At 42.2% G+C, this 24,408-nt stretch carries 23 protein-coding genes; 5 read left to right on the forward strand and 18 right to left on the reverse strand.

The annotated features are described in order from the left end of the window. The first annotated feature begins 125 nt into the window (after nucleotides 1-125). The 3 genes from FHQ08_RS06035 to FHQ08_RS06045 all read left to right on the forward strand — a co-directional run bounded on the left by FHQ08_RS06035 (nucleotide 126) and on the right by FHQ08_RS06045 (nucleotide 2,543). On the forward strand, nucleotides 126-935 hold the full coding sequence (locus FHQ08_RS06035; protein WP_230913501.1) for a transporter substrate-binding domain-containing protein: 810 nt from the start codon (nucleotides 126-128) through the stop codon (nucleotides 933-935). 187 nt (nucleotides 936-1,122) lie between these two features. Beyond that, nucleotides 1,123-1,809 carry an amino acid ABC transporter permease gene (locus FHQ08_RS06040; RefSeq protein ID WP_230913557.1) on the forward strand — a complete coding sequence of 229 codons (687 nt, stop codon included), beginning with the start codon at nucleotides 1,123-1,125 and terminating at the stop codon, nucleotides 1,807-1,809. Continuing rightward, nucleotides 1,806-2,543, forward strand: coding sequence for an amino acid ABC transporter ATP-binding protein (locus FHQ08_RS06045; protein WP_230913502.1), 738 nt, complete (start codon nucleotides 1,806-1,808; stop codon nucleotides 2,541-2,543). Before FHQ08_RS06040 ends, FHQ08_RS06045 begins: the two co-directional genes overlap by 4 nt. An 84-nt stretch (nucleotides 2,544-2,627) precedes the next feature. Here FHQ08_RS06045 and FHQ08_RS06050 read toward each other — a convergent pair whose 3' ends face one another. The 6 genes from FHQ08_RS06050 to FHQ08_RS06075 all read right to left on the reverse strand — a co-directional run bounded on the left by FHQ08_RS06050 (nucleotide 2,628) and on the right by FHQ08_RS06075 (nucleotide 8,330). Beyond that, complete coding sequence (locus tag FHQ08_RS06050; RefSeq protein WP_230913503.1) at nucleotides 2,628-3,272, reverse strand: SDR family oxidoreductase; 645 nt, start codon at nucleotides 3,270-3,272, stop codon at nucleotides 2,628-2,630. A gap of 42 nt (nucleotides 3,273-3,314) precedes the next feature. Continuing rightward, complete coding sequence (locus tag FHQ08_RS06055) at nucleotides 3,315-4,340, reverse strand: SLAP domain-containing protein (protein WP_230913504.1); 1,026 nt, start codon at nucleotides 4,338-4,340, stop codon at nucleotides 3,315-3,317. Between the two features lie 373 nt (nucleotides 4,341-4,713). Continuing rightward, complete coding sequence (locus FHQ08_RS06060; RefSeq protein ID WP_230913505.1) at nucleotides 4,714-4,974, reverse strand: hypothetical protein; 261 nt, start codon at nucleotides 4,972-4,974, stop codon at nucleotides 4,714-4,716. Between the two features lie 144 nt (nucleotides 4,975-5,118). Next, a complete protein-coding gene (locus FHQ08_RS06065; protein WP_230913506.1) occupies nucleotides 5,119-5,760 on the reverse strand; it encodes a TetR/AcrR family transcriptional regulator in 642 nt (213 codons plus the stop codon). Nucleotides 5,761-5,803: 43 nt separating this feature from the next. Continuing rightward, nucleotides 5,804-7,414 carry an ABC transporter permease gene (locus FHQ08_RS06070; protein ID WP_230913507.1) on the reverse strand — a complete coding sequence of 537 codons (1,611 nt, stop codon included), beginning with the start codon at nucleotides 7,412-7,414 and terminating at the stop codon, nucleotides 5,804-5,806. Between the two features lies 1 nt (nucleotide 7,415). After that, nucleotides 7,416-8,330, reverse strand: coding sequence for an ABC transporter ATP-binding protein (locus FHQ08_RS06075; protein ID WP_230913508.1), 915 nt, complete (start codon nucleotides 8,328-8,330; stop codon nucleotides 7,416-7,418). Nucleotides 8,331-8,507: 177 nt separating this feature from the next. Between FHQ08_RS06075 and FHQ08_RS06080 the strand changes: the two genes are divergently transcribed. Continuing rightward, nucleotides 8,508-9,467 (forward strand): zinc-binding dehydrogenase, encoded by a 960-nt coding sequence (locus FHQ08_RS06080; protein ID WP_230913509.1) that lies wholly within the window; start codon nucleotides 8,508-8,510, stop codon nucleotides 9,465-9,467. A 262-nt stretch (nucleotides 9,468-9,729) separates the two neighbouring features. On the opposite strand, the gene pgtP is transcribed toward FHQ08_RS06080, so the two are convergent. From pgtP to FHQ08_RS06130, 9 genes are all read right to left on the reverse strand, one after another. Next, entirely contained in the window at nucleotides 9,730-11,097 is a 1,368-nt protein-coding gene (gene pgtP / locus FHQ08_RS06085) for a phosphoglycerate transporter protein PgtP (RefSeq protein WP_230913510.1), read from the reverse strand. A 215-nt stretch (nucleotides 11,098-11,312) separates the two neighbouring features. After that, complete coding sequence (locus tag FHQ08_RS06090; RefSeq protein ID WP_230913511.1) at nucleotides 11,313-11,516, reverse strand: heavy-metal-associated domain-containing protein; 204 nt, start codon at nucleotides 11,514-11,516, stop codon at nucleotides 11,313-11,315. A gap of 50 nt (nucleotides 11,517-11,566) precedes the next feature. Further along, a complete protein-coding gene (locus FHQ08_RS06095; RefSeq protein ID WP_230913512.1) occupies nucleotides 11,567-14,041 on the reverse strand; it encodes a heavy metal translocating P-type ATPase in 2,475 nt (824 codons plus the stop codon). A gap of 99 nt (nucleotides 14,042-14,140) precedes the next feature. Further along, nucleotides 14,141-16,231, reverse strand: coding sequence for a heavy metal translocating P-type ATPase (locus FHQ08_RS06100; protein WP_407929189.1), 2,091 nt, complete (start codon nucleotides 16,229-16,231; stop codon nucleotides 14,141-14,143). Nucleotides 16,232-16,584: 353 nt separating this feature from the next. Next, nucleotides 16,585-17,028, reverse strand: coding sequence for a CopY/TcrY family copper transport repressor (locus FHQ08_RS06105; RefSeq protein WP_230913513.1), 444 nt, complete (start codon nucleotides 17,026-17,028; stop codon nucleotides 16,585-16,587). A gap of 59 nt (nucleotides 17,029-17,087) precedes the next feature. Further along, nucleotides 17,088-17,717 carry an NAD(P)H-binding protein gene (locus tag FHQ08_RS06110; protein ID WP_230913514.1) on the reverse strand — a complete coding sequence of 210 codons (630 nt, stop codon included), beginning with the start codon at nucleotides 17,715-17,717 and terminating at the stop codon, nucleotides 17,088-17,090. Nucleotides 17,718-17,850: 133 nt separating this feature from the next. Continuing rightward, on the reverse strand, nucleotides 17,851-18,498 hold the full coding sequence (locus tag FHQ08_RS12980; RefSeq protein ID WP_269073884.1) for a LysM peptidoglycan-binding domain-containing protein: 648 nt from the start codon (nucleotides 18,496-18,498) through the stop codon (nucleotides 17,851-17,853). A gap of 332 nt (nucleotides 18,499-18,830) precedes the next feature. Then, a complete protein-coding gene (locus FHQ08_RS06125; RefSeq protein ID WP_230913515.1) occupies nucleotides 18,831-19,859 on the reverse strand; it encodes a matrixin family metalloprotease in 1,029 nt (342 codons plus the stop codon). A 28-nt stretch (nucleotides 19,860-19,887) separates the two neighbouring features. Beyond that, entirely contained in the window at nucleotides 19,888-20,733 is an 846-nt protein-coding gene (locus FHQ08_RS06130) for an aldo/keto reductase (protein ID WP_230913516.1), read from the reverse strand. A 100-nt stretch (nucleotides 20,734-20,833) separates the two neighbouring features. On the opposite strand from FHQ08_RS06130, the gene FHQ08_RS06135 reads away from it, so the two are divergent. Next, entirely contained in the window at nucleotides 20,834-21,700 is an 867-nt protein-coding gene (locus tag FHQ08_RS06135; protein ID WP_230913517.1) for an aldo/keto reductase, read from the forward strand. Nucleotides 21,701-21,821: 121 nt separating this feature from the next. On the opposite strand, the gene FHQ08_RS06140 is transcribed toward FHQ08_RS06135, so the two are convergent. Genes FHQ08_RS06140 through FHQ08_RS06150 form a run of 3 tightly spaced genes read right to left on the reverse strand, consistent with a single transcriptional unit; the run spans nucleotide 21,822 to nucleotide 24,370 of the window. After that, the gene (locus FHQ08_RS06140; RefSeq protein WP_230913518.1) at nucleotides 21,822-22,493 is read right to left on the reverse strand and encodes a type 1 glutamine amidotransferase; all 672 of its coding nucleotides are present in this window, start codon (nucleotides 22,491-22,493) and stop codon (nucleotides 21,822-21,824) included. A 6-nt stretch (nucleotides 22,494-22,499) separates the two neighbouring features. Next, on the reverse strand, nucleotides 22,500-23,273 hold the full coding sequence (locus tag FHQ08_RS06145) for a YibE/F family protein (protein ID WP_230913519.1): 774 nt from the start codon (nucleotides 23,271-23,273) through the stop codon (nucleotides 22,500-22,502). Continuing rightward, entirely contained in the window at nucleotides 23,270-24,370 is a 1,101-nt protein-coding gene (locus FHQ08_RS06150) for a YibE/F family protein (protein ID WP_230913520.1), read from the reverse strand. The genes FHQ08_RS06145 and FHQ08_RS06150 overlap by 4 nt, the downstream gene beginning before the upstream one ends. Between the last annotated feature and the right edge of the window lie 38 nt (nucleotides 24,371-24,408).

Here is a 24,408-nt window from a genome sequence, read left to right on the forward strand (position 1 = left end):
CACTTAATGCCCAATCTTAAAGCTTTGTTCCCCTGGCTTTATATTGACAATAAGTTAGTAAAATGGTAATTTTTAACATGTCTGTATTTCTGAATTAAATAACTTTTTAAGGGTGACTATATAATATGAAGAAATTTTCCAAAGTACTGGGTTTACTGACAGCAAGTTTGGGGCTAGCCTTGATCTTAGGTGCTTGTGGCAATCAGCAAGCTGGCGGTAAAACCGACAGTGTCAGCTCTGAATTAAAAACTAAAGGTGAATTGACCATTGGTTTAGAAGGTACTTTTGCACCATACTCCTATCGTGACAACGGCAAACTGACCGGTTTTGAAGTAGATCTAGGTAAGGCAGTCGCTAAAAAGCTTGATCTGAAAGCTAAATTTGTGCCTACCAAATGGGACTCATTGATCGCTGGTTTAGGCAGTAAAAAGTTTGATGCCGTTTTGAACAACATTACTGTGACACCGGCACGCCAAAAACAATATATTTTCTCCACGCCATATATTTATTCACGGACTTTCTTAATCACTAAGTCGGATAACACTACCATTAAATCGGTCAATGACTTGAAGAATCGAAAAGTTGCCGTGGGAACTGGCACAGAGAATGAAACGAATGCCCAAAAATATGGGGCTAAGATCGTCCCTTCTAATGCTTTTGAGAACTCTTTAGCCCTCGTGCGTCAAGGCCGCGCTGAAGCAACCTTGAACTCTCGTGAAGCATTCTTGGCTTACAGCAAAGAAAACGGATCAAAAGGCTTGAAACATCAATTAGTTCCAGAAGATAAGATCCCAGCCGCTAAAGTTTCAATCATGTACAATAAGCAGTCGAAGACTTTGCAAAAGAAAGTCAATACAGCATTGAAACAATTGCGTGAAGATGGTACTTTGAAGAAGTTATCTGTTAAGTACTTTGGGGCTGATATTACCAAATAATGAGTTCATTATATTTATTCTAAATATTTGATAGCAAACATTCAGCGACCAAACGCTAATCTGAAAACTTGAATTAAAGGATTCATTCAAGTATGGCAGATTAAGTATGGTCGCTGTCTTTTGAAACAAAGCAATTAAAGCAACTTAAATTAGTTCATTGGAGGCGATTTTGGTGTTACATACGATTATGACGTCACTGCCAGATTTGATCAAAGCTGGCGCAGAATACACCATTCCTTTAGCCATTATTTCCTTTGTGTTTGGCTTACTATTAGCCATTCTCACTGCGGTGGTTAAACTGATCCCTAAACCACAGTCGAACTTTGCGGCTTTCTGGTGGCAGATCTTACAGGCAATTTTTTCTTTCTATGTTTGGTTATTCCGGTCGACCCCGTTGTTGGTTCAACTATTTATTATCTTCTTTGGCTTACCCAATGCAGGGGTTCAACTACCTGCCTTTCTTGCGGCCATTATTACATTCTCTCTAAACACGGGGGCCTATGCTTCAGAAACAATTCGTGCCTCGATCAATTCTGTGCCGAAAGACCAATGGGAAGCAGCCTATACATTAGGCATGACCAGTACGCAAGTTTTACGAAAAATTATCTTTCCACAAGCCATGCGCATTGCGATCCCGCCCCTTTCCAATTCTTTTATTGGCCTCGTAAAAGATACATCGTTGGCAAGTTCAATTACCATTTTGGAAATGTTCACCGTTAGCCAGCAAATTACGGCCAAAAACTACCAACCGTTATTGATGTATTCCATCGTTGCTGTTCTTTATGCTATCATTTGTTCGGTATTGACTTGGCTGCAGCATTATCTTGAAAAACGGACCTCCAAGTATGTCTCCAAAGAAGGTGTGATGAATTGATCCGATTAGAACATGTAGACAAACGTTTCCAACAGCACCATGCCTTAAAAGATGTCTCCCTTGATTTTCCGGAGAATCAAACTACAGTCATCATTGGCCCATCCGGTTCGGGTAAATCTACTCTATTGCGCGCAATCAATCTGTTAGAGCATCCTGAAACAGGCCATTTAAAATTTGATGACTTAGACGTGGATTTCAGCAAACCATTAACGAATAAAGTTAAGTTTGCTGTACGCCGTAAGTCAGGTATGGTTTTTCAGAATTGGAACTTATTTCCACATCTAACCGTTTTAGAGAATATCACGGAGGGCCCGCGCGTTGTTTTGCATCAGTCCAAGGCTAAAAGCGAACAACGTGCCCAAGAACTACTTAAACTGGTGGGGCTGCCAGATACTGGTAAACGGTACCCCAATCAACTTTCTGGTGGTCAACAACAGCGTATCTCTATTTGTCGAGCTTTAGCTATGGATCCAGAGTATATTTTGTTAGATGAACCAACTAGTGCCCTAGATCCCGAACTAGAAACTCAAGTACTCCGAGTCTTAAAAGATTTAGCGGCGCAACACCAAGCAATGATCGTGGTCACCCATAACATGGATTTTGCCCGTTTGGTCGCTGATCGAATCGTCTTCTTTGAAGATGGTGAAGTACTATATGATGGTGCTGCCAAAGCATTTTTCGCAGCACCATCGGGTCGAATCAAACAATTCTTAGAAGCCATTACTTTGGGATAACCACATTACAACACCTACCATAAAAAAGAGTCTAAAAACAAAGCATCCGTTTTGTTTTTAGACTCTTTTAGTTTGTGAACAATTTTAATTTAAAACATTTACTAGTGGTTCACTGCCATTGAAAATATCATATTCCTGCCGAATCGTACTTGGTGTTCCAAGTGCAGTCACGATAAAATTAGCGACATCAGCGCGGGCAATCGTATTATGTTCAGCCGTTAAAGTTCTTGGCCCTACAAAATACCGTTTGGTTTCATTATCATCTGTCAAAATACCTGGACGAACGATCGTATAATTTAACCCAGAAGTCTTCAATACCCGGTCAGCGTAATACTTGGCTGCCATATATGGTCGAATGACATCGCCCCAAGTTGCTCGGTGGTTGCTAGCTGCTGAACTGACAATGACAAATCGACGGCTGCCAGCTGTCTTTGCGGCTTCCATCGCTTTAACTGCACCATCTAAATCAATCAATAAAGTCATGTCATCGCCGGTACTGCCACCAGATCCAGCGGTAAAAACAACAGCATCCATGCCTTGCAATGTCTGTGCTAAAGCTGACACATCAGCTAACAGGTCCACATGAACAGGTGTCGCACCCAATGATTTGATTGTCTGGGCTTGAGTTTCATCACGAATACCCGCAAACACCTCATAGCCAGCCTGTTGTAGCTTTGGTAATAACAACTGTCCCACTTTACCGTGGGCTCCGATTACAAATACCTTCATCAAATGGCCTCCTAAATTAAGATTACCCTTTAATTGTAACCTTTAATAGGATAATTGACCATTATGTGCATTCAACCATTGGTTAGGCCCAACTTCAGCCCAACTGGTTCCATTCACGGTCGTTAAACGGCTGACATGCCAAGCAGTCCCATTTAATAATGAACGGCCAATCGATGTGCCGCCTAATTGGGCAGGACCATTATAAATATTCGCATTAGATGTTAAAGTTAGTGTCGCTGAAATGTTATTCTCATTCACGGTCACAACATCGGGATTGGCTTGGTTCAGATCTGTCACAACGGTTGTAGAACTGATCCATTGATTCTCGCCGAGCTCATACCATAAAGTACCATTGACCCGTTGTGCAGCCAATACTTTCCAGCGCGTATCGGGATTCAAAAAGCTAACGATCTGACCATTTGGAGCGGTGCGTAAATTGGCACCGGTAAAACTAATCTTTACAATCCCTGAAGCTGAAATACCGGTTTGATCTGAAGGATTCATGTTAGGTGTTTCAGGTGTATTGGTACTCGGAACTTTCAACCACTGGCTAGCACCGACTTCATACCAAGTCGAACCATCTGCGGTTTGTTGTTGACTGCCATAACGCCATTGACTGCCAGCAGGCAACGTTTGTCCCGTCGCAGAACCATTGATAGCATTATAAACAACAGCGTTATCACCAGCTGTAACAATCCCATTATTGGTAGTTGGTGTTGTTGTATGATTCTGATTTTGACTTGGTGTTGTTGGTGCGTCCTTGACTTTCAAAACATAATCATTGATCCAAACATTTTGACCAATTTCATACCATACGCCACTGCCTGAAACAGATACCCGTTGTCCCACTTGCCACTCAGATTTATTAGGTAACGTCCGGCCACTGATCACTTTGCCATTTGGGGCATCATAAACATAGACCGATCCATCGCCCATCGGATTGTCAACCACACCGATCTGAGTAGCTGCCTTAGCATGATGATTATTCGCAAAAAAACCACCGAAAGTTGCACTTAATAAAATCAATGCTGAAATGAGCACCCGTTGAAGTTTACGATTTTTTTTCACAATTGTCCTCCAAATTTGTTTAACGTTTAATTATTACTTATAATTATAGCCGTAACGGAAAAGAATTTAAGTATTTTTATAAAAACTTAAAGAAACCTAATAATGCTATTAAAACATTTTTCTTGCTGTTCTTGTGGTTCGCTGTTATATTTTAGATGGAATCAAGGTGGCTAGCCTACTAAAAAGTACTTCTGATTCCACTTCGCCCAGCAGGCTTTATAAATACAATCACTCAAATTAAAGTAGTTTCAATTTGAATTTGCTTATTTGCTTATGTGTATTTTAGTAACTGTCAATCACCCAAAAGCATTCGGCTTTGAGGCCTCACATGTGAACGGATTATGATTCATTTCACTGCCTGCTGGGCCTTTTTTTATGCCCGAAAATAATAACGGTTCAAGTGTTGTGCTAATGTATGTACTTCTTCAAAAGTTAAACTTGGCGCTGCATTAAAAATAAACTGCGCAAAGCCCTCTGCGTGCGCCCGATAATTTAGTGAAGTCAATAGATGGCTTTCGTGATCGATTCGCCGATATAACCGCAATAGCCCCGATGCTTGCACATACAAAAAGATCTCTTTAGTCAAGAAAATACGATTTTCTTCCAAGAGATCTATTTTTTTAAAACGATTCATAGATACACGCCCTCCCTAAACTGATAGTTCCTATTATACGAACGCTTGTTCAGTTAGGTCAAGGCAGATTAAAAATATTTAACATATTTCCAATAATTAAGGTGCTGCTTTTTTAATTACTGGCACAAAGTACCGTGGGAACAGTCAGTGGGCGATGATACCATGTTCCATCATGTCCATATAGCTTTCAATTCGTTGAATAAGCTCTGACATATCCGCCAGCGTTTTAACCTGGGGATGTGCCTGCATATATTCTTGGGTGATCTGGCTGATCTGATTGATGAAGAGCTGCAAAAACGTCTTAACATCAGCTGGATCTAATTCAGGCCGCAAATTTAGCCGCTTAATGACCGGATCTACTAGATTGTTGACATTAGCTTTTGCCCATTGGTCAAAGATGTCAAAAACCTGCTGCCGTAATTCTACTGGGATCTGGTTATCTTGTCGATAAACAGCTAGTAACAAAGTAAATTCATCAGGATATTGTTGGGCTAATTCAAGCTTATATTGCGTGGCTTGGATGATCATATGCACCAAATCAGGTGCGTCACGCCAGACATCAAAATCAGCAACTTGAACCATTGTTGTCAATGCCTGATTGACTGTTTGAATATATAGATTCTTTTTATGACTGAAATATCGAAAGATCAATCCCTTAGAAACCCCGGCCTCAGCAGCAATTTGATCCGTACTGGCTCGATCAAAACCATGAACCGCAAATTCATGTAAAGCGGCCTTCAAAATCGCTTGTACTTTCTTAGGATCCTGGGGTAAACGTTTGGCCATATTTTCACCTCAATTTATTTTAACATCTATTGCCGCCAACTAGTCAATCTTGTAGATCACGATGACGGTAACCAATCAAGCCTAATACTATCACAACTAGGCCAAATGAAAGTACCGCCATGCTTCGACTGATATTGATCGTGTGCAGCGGAATCTGATCAAACCAATGAAACGGCGACAAATTTAAGGCCCAGTGGGGTAAATTCAATAGACGGCCAAAGTAAGTAATGACAAAACTGCCGCCTAAGATAAACCAGATAAGTTGCCGGCCCAGCAGCAGCCAACCGATCGCAACCGCAGCAATAGCTAAAAAGCCCCAACTAATGGGTAACATCGCCAACCATACTTTTGCAAAATAGTGAAAAGCTAATGGCTGTGTTAAGACTTGATTTGCTGCAAGCATCGTACCCATTAAAGCAACAAAGATCAGACTGGCTGTTAAGACCAGCGCAAACCCCAAGTAAACCCAATATAATCGAGCACGGGTGATTGTCCGTGTGTGTACCAATTGTAAATAGCCCTTCCGTTCATCTGTGTACAGATGATTTAAGCAAAAGGTGCCAGCAATACTGGCTAGAACCGTAAAAATAACACCTAAAAGGTTCATAAAATGGAGCAGCTGTAAATGAGCAAGATGGTGCATGCCAGTTGTACCTAGCACTTGCTGAACGACGGGCGACTGATTCACGATCTGGCCTAATGTATCAAAAATCGAACCGTAACTCACACCAAGCAAGCATAAACCTAATAACCAAAATAGACTTGTTGTCCGTTGCTGCCACAATAATAACGTTAAGGGCCCCCGTAAAAATCGACTCCGCTGATGTCCAGCATGTTCTGGTAAAATACCAGTGCCTGAATCTCGATGGGCATTTAAACAAAACGCTAAAATCAAAGCACCGCCGCCTAAAACAATGAGCAGACCCAGGGGCAGCCAATGATTTTGTGTATAAATTGCACTTTTTTCTATCCAGCCTAAAGGTGATAACCAAGTCCAATCTGAGTTTTGAACATCGGTCAGCATGCGAATAACATAAGCTAGACCTAAAAATGCATACCCATAAATATTAGCTGTATGACTATCAACAACTAACTGAGCAAAGACAAGCGTGATCATGCCAAAAGCCCAGCCAACTGCGGCTAACGTCAAAGCAAACAACCAATTGCCTTCAAGATCACTACCTGGCATGGCAGCTAATGTCGTGCCCAAGCCAGTGATCAATGCAAAGCTTCCATCAACAATTGTTAATTCCAACGCCGCTGCATTTAAAGGCGCTAAACGGCCGACTGGATAGCCGCCAAGGATCAACTCTGTTAAGCCAGCACTTTCTTGGGTGCGGCTGGCGTTGATGGCTAATGATAGATTACAAATGATTAAAAATAAACTCCAAAAAATCAACATTTCTGTGGCAAAAATTGTCGCTGTGGTTAACGTGCCACCTTTGGGTACAGGCCCGAACAAAGCAATCATAGCTGGAGCGCGTAACGTGCGCGCAATAGTTTCAATCTGAGCCGTAGTACCATAAAGCGTCTTAAATTTGGCGGCAACTGTAATAAATAGACCGCTTAAAACGATTATCCAAATGAGAATCTTAATCCAGTCACGACGCAAATTTGCCCGTAAAACTAAGCTAGACTGTAACAATTGCCGCATTTTAAACACCTGCCTTTATTTGATTCGTATCATAGTAACGTAAGAATAAAGCTTCCAAAGTCGGCGGTGTGGTTCTTAAAGTTTGGATCTGCTGCTGCGTCAAATAACTTAAAACGGTATTCATAGCTGTATCAGCTACCAAAAATTCAGCACTTGTTTTTGTTTGATTTTTGAAATGTACTTGATGGACATGCGCCTGCTGCGTCAACTCAAGCATTGGCTTGGCTGTTGTTACGGTGACCTGATTACGTGTCAAATGCTGCATCTCTGCTAATGAACCCGCTTCAATAATTTCACCTTGACGGATGATCGCAATTTGATCGCCCATTTTCTCTACTTCAGATAGAATGTGACTGGACAACAAGATACTCCGACCTTGAGCTTTTAACTGAGCCACCTGTTGTTGAAAAACCATTTCATTTAAAGGGTCTAAGCCAGAAGTCGGTTCATCAAAAATATATAGAGGGACATCTGCTGCTAGTGCCGCAATTAAGGCAACTTTTTGTCGATTGCCTTTTGAATACGTTCGATTCTTTTTGCGCACATCTAAACCAAATGCTTGAATCAACTGATCAGTCCGCTGGTTATGGGTCCGTTTAGCCATACGCAATAATAAATCGATGGTCTGCCCCCCAGTAAGATTCGGCCAAAGATAAACATCTCCAGGCACATAGGCCAACTGCTGATGAATCGTGACCGCATTTTGCCAGGCGTCTTGTCCAAACACCTGGACTTGACCAGCGGTAGGCTTGATCAGTCCTAGAATCGTTCGAATAGTCGTTGACTTTCCGGCACCATTAGGACCAATAAAACCTAGCACCTCACCCTCATTTAATTGTAGGTTGATGTCTTTTAATGCTGTAAATTTACCAAATTGCTTTTGCAAGTGCTGAATCTCAATCACATGAGCCATCACATTTGGCCTCCTAGTTTGCTTCTACCAATTACTTAAAAAATACACTTCTATGTGAATCCAACTGTATTATAGACTTAATGACTGATAAGTCAATAACCAGTCAGTCATTATTAAAGATAAGCCCAAAATTTTTAAGTGGTATGATGAACCTATGTCAAAAACAAAGAAGGTATCGGAATGAAAGCTCTCTATTTCAATACATTTGGTGGGGCCGATGTCCTAACTTATAGTGATTTACCCACGCCAACAATTGGTACTCAAGATTATTTGGTCAAAATGCACTATATCGGTCTTAACTTTGCCGATATTTATCGTCGCCGCGGTAATTATCACCTCGAACCGCACACACCCTATATAGACGGTTATGAAGGTGTAGGTGAAATCGTAGCGATAGGGTCAGGGGTCGCAAATAATCAAGCTGCCATTGGTCAGCTGATTCTATTTGTTGACGTGCCCTTAGCCAATGCTGAATATGTTGTTGTCCCAAGTAATCATGCCATTTTTTTGCCACCAGAAATCAAGCCTGAACTTGCTGCAAGCATTGGTTTGCAGGGCCTAACAGCCGACTTTTTAGCCCACGATCTCGGGAAAAATCAAGCTGGCGCTAAAGTATTTATCACTGGTATTAGCGGCGGTGTCGGGCAAATTCTTTCCCAAATGCTGATTGCTGACGGCATCGATGTTTATGGTGCCGCATCCACACCCCAAAAGCGGCAACTAGCCCTTAATCATGGTGTTAAAGCCGTATTTCCAAGCCGACAAACCGATTGGCAATCTAACTGGACCAATCAATTTGACACCGTTTATGACGGTGTCGGCGTGACAATCCCCACCAGCTTAAAACTCATTCACCAACGGGGAAAAGTCGTATTTTTTGGCATGGCCGGTGGGCAACCGCCAAAAGTAGACCTGGTCACATTGCTCAACCAGTCTAAAAGTATTCTAACTGGTGATCTCTGGCACTTTTTAACGAGTTTTGAGATCCGGCAACAACGCAGTCACCGCTTATTTCAATATTTCATAGATCATAAAATCAAAATTACCGCCCCAACGATCTTACCGCTAGCCGATGGTAAAAAAGGACATGAACTATTAGAATCAGGTAAAAGCACCGGAAAAATCTTATTTAAAATCTAGAGTGCGAGAAAGGGCGTTTAGCGACTGAGCATTAACAAGAATGGTGACAAATGGCGTTCCTGCCATTGGAGACATTCGATGTTAAGCAAAGTCGTTGCCCTTTTGAGCGCGTTTAAAACACAGTGCGAGAATCATCGGGTGGTTTTTGAATACATTTAAACCAAAAATTTCCGTAAATAAATAGGTGGTACAAAACATTTGCTTAGTATCACCTATTTTTATCTATATTTTAATTTGAAATACCCCTATGAAGCGGTTGCGTTTACGCTTTATGATGTTGTGCCTGAACTTCTTGACCACGAATCCGCCAAGTTAAAGCAAACATGACAGCGGCTAAAAGACTTGCAATTAAAATCAAAGTAAACCCAGCTTGCCAACCAAACCAATCCACGGTATAGCCAATAATGGCATTAGCCGAAAATGAGCCAAAGAAGTAGCCAAATAGACCTGTCAAACCGGCAGCAGTCCCGGCTGCTTTTTTAGGCACAAGGTCTAACGCCTGCAGTCCAATCAACATAACTGGCCCATAAATCCAAAAACCGATCATGATCAAGGCAAAATTGATCAACCATAGATTCGTGGCATTCATGTATAGAACTACAAAGCCAGATACGACTAACATGAATACAAAACCGGCTGGACCACGCCGACCTTTAAAGACTTTATCTGAAAGCCACCCGGCAATCAATGTCCCTGGTATGCCAGCTATTTCGTACCAGAAATAAGACCAGCTGGAATTAGCTAACGTGATATGCTTCACTTCGGTCAAATAAGTTGGCGCCCAATTTTCAACCCCATAACGAACTAAATAAACAAAAATATTAGCAATGGCAATGACCCAGATCCATTTGTTGTTGAGCACGTAACGGAATAAGATTTCTTTAGTTGTCAGTTCCTTTTCAAACAGTTGATGTTCTTCATTGGGATAATCGTTGCGGTAAGCTTCGATTGGCGGTAAGCCAACCGATTCCGGCGTGTCTCGAATCAATAAAAAAGCAATTGCAGCAACGACAACACCAATAATTGCCGGTAGAATAAAGGCCCCGTGATATGACTTTATACCGCCAAATGCAAAGAAAGTGCCCACCATAGCGATGCCCGCCGTGGCGATGGGCGCCATAAAGCCACCACCGACATTATGAGCTACATTCCAAATCGCCGTTTTACTGCCCCGTTCATTAATCGAATACCAATGGACCAAGACACGGCCAGACGGCGGCCAACCCATCCCCTGAAACCAGCCAAGTAAGAACAGAACAACAAACATCACAGTAATGCTTGAAGTTAGAAACGGAATAAAGCCAAAAGCAAAATTGACCAAAGCGGCTAATAGTAGCCCTAATGGGAGGAAAATACGAGCATTGCTTTGATCCGAAACGATCCCCATCACAAATTTACTGATCCCATAAGCTAATGAGACCGCCGATAATGCCAAGCCCAATTGCCCCTTGGAAAAGCCTTCCTGAGTCAACTGGGGAATCGCCAGTGAAAAATTATTGCGCAATAAATAATAGCCGGCGTAACCAATGAAAATACCTAAGAATACTTGCAGCCGTAATCGCTTATAAGTTTGATCCACCTTATCTGCAGATACCTTAGTCGTCGCAATATGCGGCTTTAATAATTGCATAAAACTCACCCTCACTCTATTGGTATAAACGGAAACTTATCATAAAGAAAGCGCTTCCTGAAATATCATAGCAATCTCTTTTGGCGATAGCAACTAATTGGTCTCAGTAAACAAGAAAAGCGGCCGCAAACAAAAGATTTCTTTTGTCGCAGTCGCTTTGAGACCGATCTATTAAATTACTTCTATTAACATCAAATTTGTTTCACAAGTAAAAATTACTGAATGCTTTCAACACTGTAGTGTGTTTCTGCCAAGGCATCGATCAAATCTTGATCTTTGGGGTCGCCAGTAACAACGGCTTGCTTACTGTCCAAATCAACTTTGACTGAGTCAACACCAGCGACAGCATTAAATGCTTTGGCAACATTCTCCGTACAACCTTCACACTTCATACCTTTAATTGCAACTGTTTTTGTCATAAAAAATCGCTCCTTTAAATTTAGAATAGTTTTTAATCTTTGTTACCTAATTATAAAGCTCGTTGAAACTTGGGTTTGTAGCCCCGCAAACGTAGGGCATTCAAAACAACTGAAACGGAACTGAAACTCATGGCTGCCCCAGCAATCATTGGGTTCAACAATGGCCCACCGAATATGTACAGTGAGCCCATGGCAATCGGAATGCCGATCACGTTATAAGCAAAAGCCCAAAACAGGTTTTCCTTGATATTTTTGATGGTCTGCTGGCTTAAATCAATGGCCGTTGCCACCGTCATCAGATCTTGATGAATTAAGACAATATCAGCAGAATCAATGGCAATATCCGTTCCATTACCGATGGCGAAACCTACCTGAGCTTGGGCTAAAGCAGGTGCATCATTGATGCCATCCCCAACCATGGCAACGACTTGAGCTTCTTTTTGTAGCGATTGAATCGCAGCCACTTTACCGTCGGGTAAAACGTCACTGATCACCTGATCAATGCCTAATTGAGCTGCAATGGCTTGAGCGGTGGCCGCCCCATCACCCGTCAGCATCACAATTTTTTCACCCATCGCTTTTAATTGTTGGATTGCCGCTTTAGCATCGGGTTTGACTTGATCAGCAACAGCGACAATGCCCAGGACTTCGTTATCTTTGGCAATCAGCATGGCCGTCTTACCTTGTTGGGCAAACGTGCTTTGTTGTTGCTTTAGAGTAGTTGACAAGTGCCGCTCAGCCATCAGTTTCTGGTTGCCAATGGCTAACTCGTGACCAACAACTTGACCGGTGACCCCTTGACCCGCAATAAAATGCAATGCCGTTGCAGTTGGTAAGGCTTGTTTTGCTTGTTTCGCGGCGGCTACAATAGCGGCAGCTAAAGGATGTTCCGAACCTTGTTCAATACTGGCAATTTGTGCTTGTAACTTTGTTTTTTCCGCCGTTGATAATCCTGGAAAGTACCAATCAGTGACTTCTGGCTGACCTTTTGTCAACGTACCGGTCTTATCAAAAACGATGGTATCGATTTGACTGGCTGTTTCCAGAGCGGCACCATTTTTTACCAGGATCCCATTTTCAGCGCCTCGACCAGTCCCCACCATAATTGCAGTGGGCGTTGCCAGGCCCAGGGCACAAGGACAAGCAATGACCAGAACAGAAACGAAAATCGTCAATGCGAAGGCTAATGATTGCCCAGTTAATAGCCAAGCAATGGTTGCCAGCGTAGCTAAAATCATGATTGTTGGGACAAAGATACCTGCAATTTTGTCAGCCAATCGTGCGATGGGTGCCTTGGTGGCTTGAGCATCTTCAACAAGTTTAACGATTTTCGCCAATGTTGTTTGATTCCCTACACGTGTTGCTCTGATCAATAATTGGCCTGTTTGATTCAACGTGCCCGCAGTGACTGCATCTTCGGCAGCTTTTGCCACTGGCATACTTTCACCGGTTAGCATGGATTCATCCACATTACTGCTGCCGGAAAGAACTTGACCATCCACGGGAATGTTAGCACCAGGTTTGATCATCAGAATATCATTAAGCTGTAGATCAACAACTGGCTGCTCTATATAGGTATCGCCACTTTGAACCCACGCTGTTTTAGGCGCTAAGTCCATTAATTTAGTAATGGCCGACCCTGTTTTCTGCTTGGACTTGGTTTCAAAATAACGCCCCAGTGTGATCAAGGTTAAAATCGTAACCGCAGCTTCATAGTATAGCTGATCATGAAAGCCGATACTGGTCATCATCATCAAACCGGTATTGATCAAACTGTAAATAAAAGCCGCAGAAGTACCAACAGCTACCAAACTATCCATGTTGGGATGGCCCTTAAATAAAGTTTTATAGCCCACCGAGTAATAACTACGGTTTAAGTACATCACCGGTAAGACAAGTATCAATTGGGTCAGTGCAAACGTTACTGGATGTAAAGTTGGTTCTAAGAAGCTAGGCAGCCAAGCGCCCAACATATGGCCCATGCTAATGTATAGCAATACAATTGTGAAAATAGCAGACCAGATGAAGCGTTGTTTTAGATCAGCTAGTTGATGATCTTTCTTCTCCGCCAAGGCTTCGGCTTGCTCTGGATGAGCCACTTCGTCAGCCAGTGTGGCGCCGTAACCGGCATCAGTGACAGCCTGTTCAATGGCCGCATTGTCGGTAACAAAATTATCAAAGCTAACCCGCATTTTTTCTGCGGCTAGATTGACTTGTACCTCGATCATTCCAGGCAGTTGCTTCACAGCTTTTTCGATCGTCTGAGCACAGCTGGCACATACCATGCCATCGATCGCAAAGTTTTCCGTGGTCAACTGGGCATTGGCGCCATAGCCGGCATCAGCAACGGCTGTTTCAATTTGAGCCACAGGGGTCACATTGGGGTCAAAATCAACTTGCATCGATTCAGCCGTTAGATTCACGTTAGCCTCAGTGACACCGGGTAATTTTTTAGTGACTTTTTCCACCGTTTGGGCACAGCTGGCACACATCATACCATCTATATTAAAGCGACATTCGCTCATGAACTCACCTCAATTTCTATTTAATAAAATGATTACGTTTTAAAAGCAACATTATCGTTTACAGATGTAAATAATAATTTAATAAATTAGGGTTTTGCCTTAATCTTCGGTCTCGCCGAGTTTTAGAGTCAACGCATTAATGGCGACGATCACCGTACTTAAAGACATCAGCACGGCACCAGCCATTGGACTTAAAATAAAGCCGATTGGGGCCAACACACCGGCGGCTAATGGAATTGCTAGAATATTATAACCAGCCCCCCACCAGAGGTTTTCAGTCATCTTACGGGTGGTCTTGCGCGCCAAATTTAAGAATTCTACCACGTCATTGGGGTTACTTTTTACAAGAACCACATCGGCAGACTCAATGGCCACATCAGTCCCACTGCCAATTGCAATCCCGATATTTGCCCGAGTTAGGCTAGGCGCATCGTTGACCCCGTCCCCGATCATCAAAACTTTACCTTTGGTTTGATATTCGCGAACTAATTTTTCTTTATCTTCTGGTAATAATTGTGCTCGGACTTCCGTGATGCCAAGTGTTTGTGCAACCTTTTGCGCTGTTTGGGCATTATCTCCAGTCAGCATAACTGGGGTAATGTCTTGTTGCTTCAAAGCAGCGATCAAATGCTTAGCTTCTGGTTTGATTGCATCCCCTTCAGCAACGTAAGCTAAAACATCACCATCCTGTAAGAGAAAACTGATCGAATTCCCATTGGCAGCTAATTGCTCAAATTTAGCTTGCTCAAACTGGATATTTTGCTGAACTAAGTAAGCCATTGAGACAATTTGATAGGTCTGACCAGACACATCGCCTGACAAACCGACCCCAGTCAATTGTTGAACATTTTGAGCCTTGGTGAAAGTAACTCGATCAGCCTTGGCAGCGTTCACGATACCAACAGCTAAAGGATGAGAGGACCCCGCTTCGAGGCTGGCAAAAATCTGCAAAGCTTGTGACTTAGTCAGCTGATTAGATAGTGTGTCATAGGCATTGACCTTGAAGTCCCCTTCAGTCAATGTTCCAGTTTTATCCATCAACGCATATTTCAAATCTTTAACTTGTTCTAACGCATTCCGATTCCGAATCAATAACCCATTCTTAGCGGCAATCGATGTGCTCCGAGCCACGACTAAGGGAATTGCCAAGCCTAAAGCATGCGGACAAGCAATGACGAAAACAGTCACTGCCACCGGCAAAGCAGTAGCCAGATCTGTTTGAAACAGCCAAATAATAAAGGCCAAAATGCCAACAAATAAAGCGGCATAGAACAACCAACCAGCAACTTTATCTGCCAAATTTTCTTGTGCTGATTTTTCTTGTTGGGCTGAATTGACTAATTTCATAACTTGCGCTAAAAAACCATTCTTCCCGGTACCCGTCACAGTTAATTGAAAAGTCCCATCACCGTTAACTGAGCCACCAAATACTTTGTCATCAACGTGCTTGGTGATCTGTTTAGACTCACCTGTGACCATGGACTCATTCACATTAGATGTCCCTTCAACAATCGTGCCATCAGCTGGAATTTTTTCGCCAGCTTTGACCAGCAGATGATCGCCTTCCTGGAGATCACGTATCGGTACTTCCTGCGTGGCACCCTCTACCAGCTTGTGTGCCGAGCTTGGTAATAATTTGGCAAGATCATCCAAAGCTGAGCCAGCGTTCATTACCGCATTCATTTCGATCCAATGGCCCAGCAGCATGATATCGATCAAAGTTGCCAACTCCCAAAAGAAATCCATGACCATTGGAGTCACATGAAAAATATTGTTGGCGATCACTGAGTAAATACTGTAAATATAGGCAACCCCGATGCCCATGGTGATCAAAGTCATCATTGCTGGGGCTTTACTTTTTAATTCACCGATAGCACCTGAGAAGAAAGGTTTACCACCATAGAAAAACAGCACGGTTCCGATAACCGCAACGACCCATTCACTACCTGAAAAAGTGATCAATGGCTGTGTCAACCCCATGAACGACGTCAGCAACAAAATGGGCAAAGTCAGCACAAGGGAAACCCAAAATTTCTGTTTCAAGTTGCCCATGTGCATCATATGTCCCCCATGCATCATCATGTCGCCACCCATATCGTCCATATCCATATCAGCCATATCATGATCCATATGTGACATAGCCATTTTATGATCGTGCCCCATTTCTGAAGCCAGCTTATCTTTTGTCATTACGCTACCCCCTATAACCTTGTTTCATTAATTTACATTTTAAGTTTACAATTGTAATTGTAAAAATGCAAGTCTTAAATTTAAGTTGAACGCAATTCGTAAATTTCCTCAATAACCCGCTATGTAAAAAAAGCGCATGGGATAAAGGGTTTTTAAAACCATAAATAGTCATAATTAAATAGGTGGCTGAAAACAAAACGTTAATTTTGTCTCAGCCACCCGTCAGCTTTAGAACCAATTAAATTTAACCGTGTTTCACAAGGCAACGACCTCACCTAACCCGAATCACTCAAATGGAAAAGCCGCCATTTATCGTGCTTCTTATTAGTACTTAGTCGTTGACCGCCTTTGTCTCACGCGCCACCCTTTAACTTAAAATCAGCGGGTAAGCAATCACAGGCCACTGCCTCTGGCGCTGTTTTGATTTTTTCAGCTAGTTGTGCTTGTAACTTCTCAATATCACTGCGGCTGAGCGTTAACTCGCCTAATAGATGGTGCACGGCCTCGCCACGACGCATCTGACATAGATGGTTGAACAGTGTCGTCGTCGCCTCATCAATTGCCCGCTGCTCCGCAATTGTTGGCCGATAAATAAATGCCCGACCCTTTTTTTCAGTGACTAATGCACCTTTTTTGACAAGCCGACCAATCAGCGTTTTGACAGTTGGCGCCTTCCACGACATCTTTTCTTGCAGGACATCGATTAAAGTCCGGCTCGTGGCAGTGCCTAGCGTCCAAACGACCCGCATGACTTCCCATTCAGCATCGCTTATTTCTATTTTTTGTTCCACTTGCATCCTGTTCACCTATCCTTACGTGCACCATATGCTAACAGCATTTAGTCTAAAGTACAAGTTTAAACATGATGAACGCCGACATGTTTTTGCCGATATATCTTTTTAGCCATAATTGTGACAAAAGCTTGGGCATAGTCTTTGTAACTTAAGAAACTCTTGCCGTCATCATCAGTCGCAAAAACATCATCAGTGATCACATATTTACCAGTTAACCCACCCATATAACTAAAATCAGCCGCTGGTGAAACATAAGTCCAATTCACATCTTTAGCAGCCTTCAAGGTCGCTAAAGATTGAGCCATTGCCGTTGCAGTTGGTTTAAAAGCACTCGGAAAATCAGGTGCATCTTTAAGTTGCTGCGTGTGGGCAGTATCAAGCCACAAGCTACCGGCCCCACCGACGATCATTAAATGGATCTGAGTCCCCCGTACCAATTTGATCAAGTGCTGCGTAGCTGCATCAAATTTAGTACTATCGTCTGGGAAATTAACCGCACTAACTAAGACATCCAGTGCTTGCACATCAACTGGGGTCAAAGCAAATAAATCTTTGACTAAAATCGTATAGCCTTGATCTTGATCAGTTTCTTGACGAACAATGGCCGTAACTGCCATACCGCGATTTACCGCTGCTTTAGCGATCAATGCACCAGCTTTACCATTCGCGCCAATAATACCTACTTTTAACATAATTATCCTCCGTATTTATAATCTTCATTTATCATTCTACCGTATTTTTATAAATAACGTTAAAAAAAGCCTTAACATTTAGAATTCAATGTTATCGGCTTTTAAAAACGTTATTATAATTTTTTAGGTTATCTTAGCTTAAAACTTGAACATTAGCATACATGATACCAGCAGATGGAATTTGTGCGTTTGGCATCGCAACATCCAACTGGCGTGAGTTACTATATGCAAAAGTACCGGTATCATTAACAGTCCGATACCAAACAGTGCCATCAGATAACGTTATCTTTAAGCGGGTGCCCTTTGGAAAGACGGATAGATTGGCAGCCACACCACCATAACCCATATTCGAACCTAAGACAGCAGGATCATAAAAAGATAACTTAAATGTGCCTTGATCTTGACCAGACTGAGCGACTGTTTGTGTACTTTGAGTTGCTGGTGCAGCTGGCGTCGTTTGAGCTGACTGTTGTTGAACGACAGGGGCTTGTGTCACACTTGTCTGTTCAGCTGCTGGCGCTGTCGTATTTACCTGAGTCGCAGCCGCTTGGCTATTATCTGGAATCGTCAACGTTTGCCCTGGATGAATCAACGCATAGATACTAGACAAGCCATTAGCTTGTGCTAATGCTTGGACAGAGACGCCGTACTGCTGCGCAATCGTCCATAAAGAATCCCCTTGCTGCAAGGTCACTTGGCGTGTACTTGTTTGTTGGGTCTGTGTTTGGGTATTGGGTGCAGCTGCAGCACTAGTCTCAACTTTTTGTCCTGGGTAGATCAAGTTGGGATTTTTGATTTGGTTCGTTTGAACTAAGTCAGCCACCGTTGTTTGATTGTCGATCGCAATTTGTGATAAAGTGTCCCCCGATTTAACGGTCACTTGTTGTGCACTGGCAACAGTTGGCGCCGCCACTGACGCTAAAAACGCTGCTGCCATTACAGATGATGAGAGTTTCTTGTTTCCCCGCATAAAAAGCAAATCCTCCTAAAAATGTTTTCAATGGATCACATTATTCTAATAATCTAGGAAGAGTATAACACTGGGGTTATTACAAAACAGTTACCAATGTTACAAGTAGATGTTAATCTCAATAAGAATTTATTTTTAAATTATCAGAAACTACCCTGAATTTTTTGAAAAAAGGCTTTGATCTGCTGCCCTTCTTCTTGAGATTGTGCCTGAGGATAGGCTTGTGGGAAATAATTTTGTAAATTGAAAGCAGTAATCAATTGCTTAAAATCTGCACGAGCTTTGCGAATTTGTTGATCACTAGCAGCTTCATTATTGGTGATCGTTTTAACGCTGGTTTTCGTGCGCTGCAAAATTTGCGTTTGTTGTGCCGTCAGATTATCACGGTGACTAACTTTTTGAATCATCCCAGTGATCACTGCAGCCAGCGACGCCCGACCATTTTGTAGTGGATCAGCCAAAGCAGTTAAATCAGTAGGATAAGGCGTTTGTCCGGCAACCTGTTGATAACTTTCAATGGTCATGTTTTGATGCAGCGCAGATTGCATACGCGCCAAACTAGCCTTGAGAGCTTGAATATCATAATTAGAAGCTTGTTGTACTTGTCCTGTGGCAACTTGACTAGGCGACATGACATCATGATAGGACTGAGGGGCGTGGGCTAAGCCTAAAGCATGACCAAATTCATGGATGATCACATTTAAAGTATCATTCTCATTATTTGCCCTAGTCATATCCGCCTGGTTTAGCAGCAATAAGTGATTTGTCCCTGTCAATCCAGAATAATTCAGCAGATCATCATTAACATAAGCCAAGTAAACATCGGCTTTGCTTACATTATTAGGCTGTGGCTGAATCAGCGTTTGACCAGCTGCTTGATTCCACCAGGCAGCGGCTTGTCGAGTTAGCGCACGCTGCTGCGTATTTAAATAGCTATCGTTGTAGTATAAAACCCCTTCCTGATTGACCAGCCACCAATTATTAAGGGACTGCCAATTAGCTGGCGCTGCTTGATTGGAAACTTGATTTTGCGCCTCGCGCACCCGGCTAAAGATCTGTTGACGTTGTGTAAAATCATGATATTCTTGATAAATTTTGGGGATCATTAAACCGAAAAATACGATCAGGCTTAAATACAGGACAAATTTTAAGCTTCGGCCGAAAATGTGCATTCGATCATCCTTAATATATAATCTTCAATTAAATTATTTCTAGAGGTTGTTTGTGTGTCGGTGCTGGATAATATTGATCCAACTGTGCCAGTTCATCAGCTGTAAAAGATATGTCAGCTGCAGCAACATTCGCTAACATATGTGCTTTTTGACCAGAACGTGGGATCGTAATTACTTCATGATGCCGTAAAACCCATGCAATTAATAACTGTTGTACAGAAATATGTTTTGCCGCCGCCATCTCTGCCAAAATTGGTTTTTGGTTAAGATAATGGCCCTGTGAAGAACCAAGTGGTGAATAACCAATACAAGCAATTCCTTGAGATTTTTGATAAGGCAATAGATCATACTCGATCCCACGACTTTGAATATTATACAACACCTCATTGACAAAGCAGTCCTGACCACCAGGTAAAGCTAACAGTGCCTTCAAATCAGCAACGTCAAAATTTGAGACACCAAAATGCTTAATATAGCCAGCTTTTTGCAAAGCCTGCATGCCAGCTAATGTTTCTGCCAATGGTGTCCCACCACGCCAGTGATACAGATATAAATCAAGATAGTCTGTCTGTAACCGGCGTAAAGATTGTTCTAAACTCTTTTTCATCGCTTTTGGCGTTGCATGAGATGGTAAAAATTTGGAAATCAAAAAAATATTTGTCCGCTGGTAATCTTTAAGTACTTGACCAACCAATGTCTCTGACTGACCATTCCCATACATCTCCGCAGTATCGACCACATTGATGCCTTGATCCAGCCCAGCTTTAATTGCTGCCATTTCTTGATTTGTTTGTGCCTGTGAGCCTTCACCTAGGTACCACGTGCCAATACCGATCTCTGTAAGCTTATGATTTTGAACACTTAATTGTTTCATATCATCATCTCCAAGAACTATTATAAAATAAATATTTGACTTTCCTATGACCTAACTCCTAAAATACCATTGAAATTCAAATAAAGGAGTGCTGCTAATTATGGCTGAAATCAATGCAAAAAACGCGGGCACCTTATCATTAGGCGACCGAACGTTTAATCGTTTAGGCTACGGGACCATGCAATTACCTGGAAAAGGTGTTTGGGGTCCATCTGAAAACCCCGAAAATGCCGTTAAAGTCCTACAAAGTGCGGTCGAATTGGGTATCAATTTTATTGATACCGCCGACGCCTATGGGCCCTTCTTCGCCAACTTGTTAATGAAAAAAGCCTATGCACCTTACCAGGGAGTATATAGTGATTTATTTATATCCACCAAAGTGGGGCAGACGCGCCAAGGACCTAACTTGTGGACACCAGATGGCCGGCCAGACTACTTGCGTCAACAAGTCGAATTAAATCTCTGGTCTTTGGGTGTCGATCACATTGATTTGTTATTTTTACATCGGATTGATCCCAAGGTGCCTTTAGCTGAGCAGCTGGGTGAACTTAAAAAAATGCAAGCCGAGGGTAAGATCAAACACATTGGCCTCAGCCAAGTTAGTGTTGCTGATCTAGAAGCCGCTGAAAAGATCGTTAAAATCGATGCCGTTCAAAATCGCTACAACGTGATTGACCGTACAGATGAGGCTGTTTTAGATTATGCCGAAGCCCATCAGCAAATTTTTGTACCTTGGTTTCCATTAGCGACTGGTAAGCTTGCAGAGCCCGGCAGTGTGCTAAGCAAGATTGCTGAAAAATACCAGGCTCAACCAGCTCAAATTGCTTTGGCTTGGTTACTACAACGTTCGCCAGTTATTTTGCCAATTCCAGGAACAGCCAATTTGGCTCACTTGAAGCAAAATGTCAGTGCCGCAAATATTAAATTAGCTAAAGCTGACTTTGACGCCATTAGTCAATTAAAATAATGATGACACTTGATTAAAAAAGTGGCTATAAACAAAGCTAATGTTTTGTTTGCAGCCACTTTTTGTGTACGAACAATTAAATTTTAAACGTGTGCGAAAGGCAACACCTTTTATCACACGCTCAGCTATTGCGAATCGCTTCATAAATCATTTCGGTGATGCGCTGACCCGTACTCGTCCGCCAATCAAACTTTTGCATCTGAGCTAGACTTTGAACCGTTTCGCTGGGTTCATCTAAGTAGGCGGCATCCGCGGCTAATAACTGGTCTAACCCAGTCTGCGTCATCTCGGGATGAAATTGTAATCCATAGACACGATCACCAATACGGAACCCTTGCGCAGGACAATGATCATTGGTATAAATTTGCTGGGCAATATCTGGCAATTCAATTTTTTCACCATGCCAATGAAAAACTAAACCACTGGGCAGGTCTTCAACAGTTGAAGCGACTGGGAACCACCCTAACTCTTTATAGCGCATAGGTGCAACTCGACCATTAAACGCTAGGGCCACTTGCTGAGCACCTAAACAAATCCCAAGTACTCGGCCGCCATTTTGATAAACAGCTTTGATCAATTGCCGCTCCAATGGCAGCCAAGGTAAATCATCGTTGGCACTCATTGGACCACCCATCACAATTAGGAATGTCACTTGTTTTGGGTCAATCTTTTGAATTGCATTTGGCTCTTCATATAGCCGATGGTAAATCAATTGATCTTGAAAATGTGCCGCGATTGTTTCTAGCAAACCCGGACCTTCGTGGGGCACATGCATGATAATATCAATTTTCACACGTATTCACCTCTTACTTTTAGAAATCATGCGGTGACGCCAGCGTACGACCAAGAACGTAGTAAATGGTACCGTTAACGTCACAGCAATCATGGATAGGATCACTGACGCCACCTCAGTAATAAATAGTTTATCATTGATCAATAAAGCTGGCGAATATTTCAGCTCGATAAACCAAATGAATAAAGCTAAATAACCTCCAAAGAAGCCAAAGAACAAAGTATTATAAGCCGTGCCCATAATTTTACCACCGATGATTCGACCGTCATGATATAGCCGTTGATCCGTCAGATCTGGCGTTTCTTCAATCAATTCATTTAAGGCACTGACCATCGCGATACTAGCTTCCGCAATGGCCCCCAACGCACTCATAAGCAGCATCGCAGTCGCCACCTGGCCAAAGGACACGCCAATCAGTACGGAAAAAACACCTAATTCTTCATTTGTCTCATTCCCGAAGCCTTGTAACTGCCCAAAATACTGAACTGGCAAAATTAATAAGACTAGTAACACGATCGTCAACACGGAAACAATATAAGCAATTGTCCCGGTTTTCAAACCCACCGGACTGAAATAGATAATGATTGCCAGAATCACTAAGCCAGAGATAAAAGCAGTAGCTAAGGGTGGTGTGCCTAAAGCAATCAGTAAGATCACAAAGAAAATAGCTAGAAAATTCAGAATCATCCCACCAAAAATACTAAAGGTATCTTTACCAGTGACTAATAACAATAAAACTAACAAAATAAGTGCTAAGGCACTGACGACTCCTAAACTCATCGTTTACCTCCTATAAATCGGCCAGCTAGTGCGCTGGTCAACGGTACAGTTAATACGATACCGATGGCACTAACTAGTGATTGTACTAAACCGAGATACATGGTCCAGTTGAAGGTTTCGACAATGCTATTGCCATTTCGCAAATACAAAATGGCCATTGGAATCGTATCCGCCATGAAAATTAGAAATAAGATGCTGATCAACGGACCAATAATTTGCTTACCCATATTTAAACCAGAGCGAAACACCTTGTGAAAGGGCAATCCTGGATTTTCATATTTAAGTTGATGCATGGCTGAAGTAATATCAGTACTCTCATCCATAATTGCACCCAGCACCCCAATCATAACCTGTGCCAAAAAGATTGTTTTAGGCTGCTGCACGGCATAGCTCACAGCTTCATAATGTATCCCCTGCTCATGAGTCAATTTTAAAACGAGTAAAAACAGTAAAAAACTGACCGAAGTCGCTGTAATTGTGGCTACCGATGAAACAAACATTTCCGCATTAAGGCCAAAAATCAAACCAATTGTAAATAACGTAAACAAAACAACTAACACGGCAAAAATAGGCAGCAGATGCTTCCCGTTATGGCGTAGTTCTAATTGAATCGCCAAAATAAATAACAAAACATTGACCAATAGACTTAAAATAGATAGGGCACCTTTTTTACGGACAATCACTAAAATCAGCAAAATGGTCAGCCAAATCAATGTCACGATCAACGTATCGCGTTTTTGGCCAATAATGACGGATTTACTAGGTGATTTAGCATTCAAGGTAACCAAAACTTGTTGCCCCGGATGATACTTCTGGTCTAATGCTTGAGAATAAGTATAGGTATTATGTAAATTAAATTTTTTATTTTTATGTTGCCCATTCAATATTTTTAAGGTAATATTTTGCGTCGTAGAATAGTCTACATTTTGATGGGTATCTTCATTTTTATGTTTGCTCAATGTTTGGGTCGCTGTGACTTGGGCAACTGTATATTTGTATAAAAAAGCGTTATGGCGCATAAAAATCGTCAGGCCAATGCCCATTACTAAAACAAGTGCAATGATCCAAAGATTGATTTGTTTTTTTGTCTGCTTCATTGCTTCGCTTCTTTCCGAAATATTTAATTGCATACCTA

The organism is Agrilactobacillus fermenti (genome assembly GCF_021030645.1).
Lineage (GTDB): Bacteria > Bacillota > Bacilli > Lactobacillales > Lactobacillaceae > Agrilactobacillus > Agrilactobacillus fermenti.